Origin of the sequence: Micrococcus sp. ACRRV, from assembly GCF_022346985.1 — a bacterium.
Taxonomy (GTDB): Bacteria; Actinomycetota; Actinomycetes; order Actinomycetales; family Micrococcaceae; genus Micrococcus; species Micrococcus porci.
This window is the reverse complement of record NZ_JAKRNH010000183.1, coordinates 1-1,980: the sequence shown is the minus strand read 5'-3', so window position 1 is coordinate 1,980 and position 1,980 is coordinate 1. Positions and strand designations below refer to the sequence as shown.

General features: G+C 71.3%; 2 protein-coding genes. Both read left to right on the top strand.

The window, feature by feature from the left end:
- Positions 1 to 27: 27 nt before the first annotated feature.
- Positions 28 to 1,377 (top strand): phenylacetate--CoA ligase family protein, encoded by a 1,350-nt coding sequence (locus tag MHY29_RS11910; protein WP_239241499.1) that lies wholly within the window; start codon positions 28 to 30, stop codon positions 1,375 to 1,377.
- Positions 1,378 to 1,416: 39 nt separating this feature from the next.
- Positions 1,417 to 1,971 (top strand): TetR/AcrR family transcriptional regulator, encoded by a 555-nt coding sequence (locus MHY29_RS11905; RefSeq protein ID WP_255718943.1) that lies wholly within the window; start codon positions 1,417 to 1,419, stop codon positions 1,969 to 1,971.
- The last annotated feature ends 9 nt before the right edge of the window (positions 1,972 to 1,980 follow it).

The window sequence follows — 1,980 nt, the reverse complement described above, 5'->3', positions numbered from 1 at the left end:
CCCCCCTCTGATCCCCAGGAGGACGCCATGCTTGAGGCCTCGATCCCCAACCCGTACACGCCGGCACCCCTGCCCGCCCCCGCCGACCGCGGGGCGCCGGACCCCGAGGAGACGATGAGCCGGGACCAGATCGAGGCGCTCCAGTTCGAGCGCCTGCGCTGGACGCTGCACCACGCCTACGAGAACGTGCCCGCGTACAAGGAGCACTTCGACAACCACGGCGTGCACCCCTCCGACTTCACGGCCCTCGAGGACCTCGAGCTCTTCCCGTACACGGACAAGGAGTTCCTGCGGAAGAGCTACCCGTTCGGCGCGTTCGCCGCCACGGGCCCCGAGCTGCGCCGCATCCACGCCTCCTCCGGCACCACCGGCCAGCCCACCGTGGTCGGCTACACCGACGACGACCTGGCCACGTGGGCCACCCTCGTCGCCCGCTGCTTCCGCGCCGGCGGCATCCGGCCTGGTGACCGCGTGCACAACGCGTACGGCTACGGCCTGTTCACCGGCGGCCTCGGCGCCCACTACGGCGCCGAGCGCATCGGGGCGGCCGTGATCCCGATGTCCGGCGGGCAGACGGAGAAGCAGGTGCAGCTGATCACCGACTTCCAGCCGCGCGCCATCCTCTCCACGCCCACCTACCTGCTGACCATCGCGGACGGCTTCAAGAAGCTCGGCCTGGACCCCCGCGAGTCCTCCCTCGAGGTCGCGATCCTCGGCGCCGAGCCGTGGACCGAGGGGATGCGCCGGGAGATCGAGCAGACCTTCGACCTCGACGCCCTGGACATCTACGGCCTCTCCGAGGTCATGGGCCCGGGCGTGGCCGGCGAGTCCGCGGCCACCAAGGACGGCTCCCACATCTGGGAGGACCACTTCCGCCCCGAGATCATCGATCCGCTCACGGACGAGGTCCTCGGGACCGGCCGCCACGGCGAGCTCGTCTTCACCTCGCTCACCAAGCAGGCGCTGCCGATTATCCGGTACCGCACCCACGACCTCACCCGCCTGCTGCCGGGCACCACGCACCCGGGCCACCGCCGCATGGGCCGCATCACGGGCCGCTCGGACGACATGATCATCCTGCGCGGCGTGAACCTGTTCCCGTCGCAGATCGAGGAGCTGGCCCTCAAGGAGCCGGCCCTGTCGCCGCACTTCACCCTCGAGATCACCCGCCCGGACCGCATGGACCAGATGGCCGTGAACATCGAGCGCCGCGATCATGCGACCCTCGAGGAGGCCCAGGCCTGCGCCGCGCACCTGCGCATGGAGATCAAGACGAAGATCGGCTCCTCGTGCGTGATCAACGTGGTGGAGCCGGAGTCCCTGGCCCGCTCGTCCGGCAAGCTCAGGCGGATCTACGACCTGCGCGACCAGGCCTGATCCCGTCCCCGCGGCCGGCCCGGCTATGACCGGCAGACGCTGCTGGCCGAGTGCGTCGAGCTCTTCAACCGGCACGGCTACGAGGCGACGTCCATGGGCATGCTCGCCACCCACCTGGGCATCTCCAAGTCCGCGATCTACCACCACGTGGAGTCCAAGGAGGCGATCCTCGACCACGCGGTGACGGAGGCGCTCGACGCCCTCGAGTCGTGCCTGGACGATGTGGTGGCCAGCGGGGCCGACGCCGGCGCGCAGGTCGAGGCGGCCATCCGCGGCACCCTCGGGGTGCTGGCGGAGAAGCAGCCCGAGGTGACCCTGCTGCTGCGCCTGCGCGGGAACTCGGCGGTCGAGGTGGCCGCCGTCGAGCGCCGGCGCGAGATCACCCGGCGTCTGGGCGACCTGCTCGAGTCAGCCCAGGCCGCGGGTGCGGTGCGCTCCGATGTGACCCCCCGCAACCTCGCCCGTCTGGCGCTCGGCATGATCAACTCGATCGTCGACTGGTACCGCCCCGACGGCGCGGACCCGGGCCACAAGTCCGTCGAGGAGATGGTCGCCGCCGTGACCGGCGTGGTCATGGGCGGCCTGCGGGGCTGACCCCCGCCC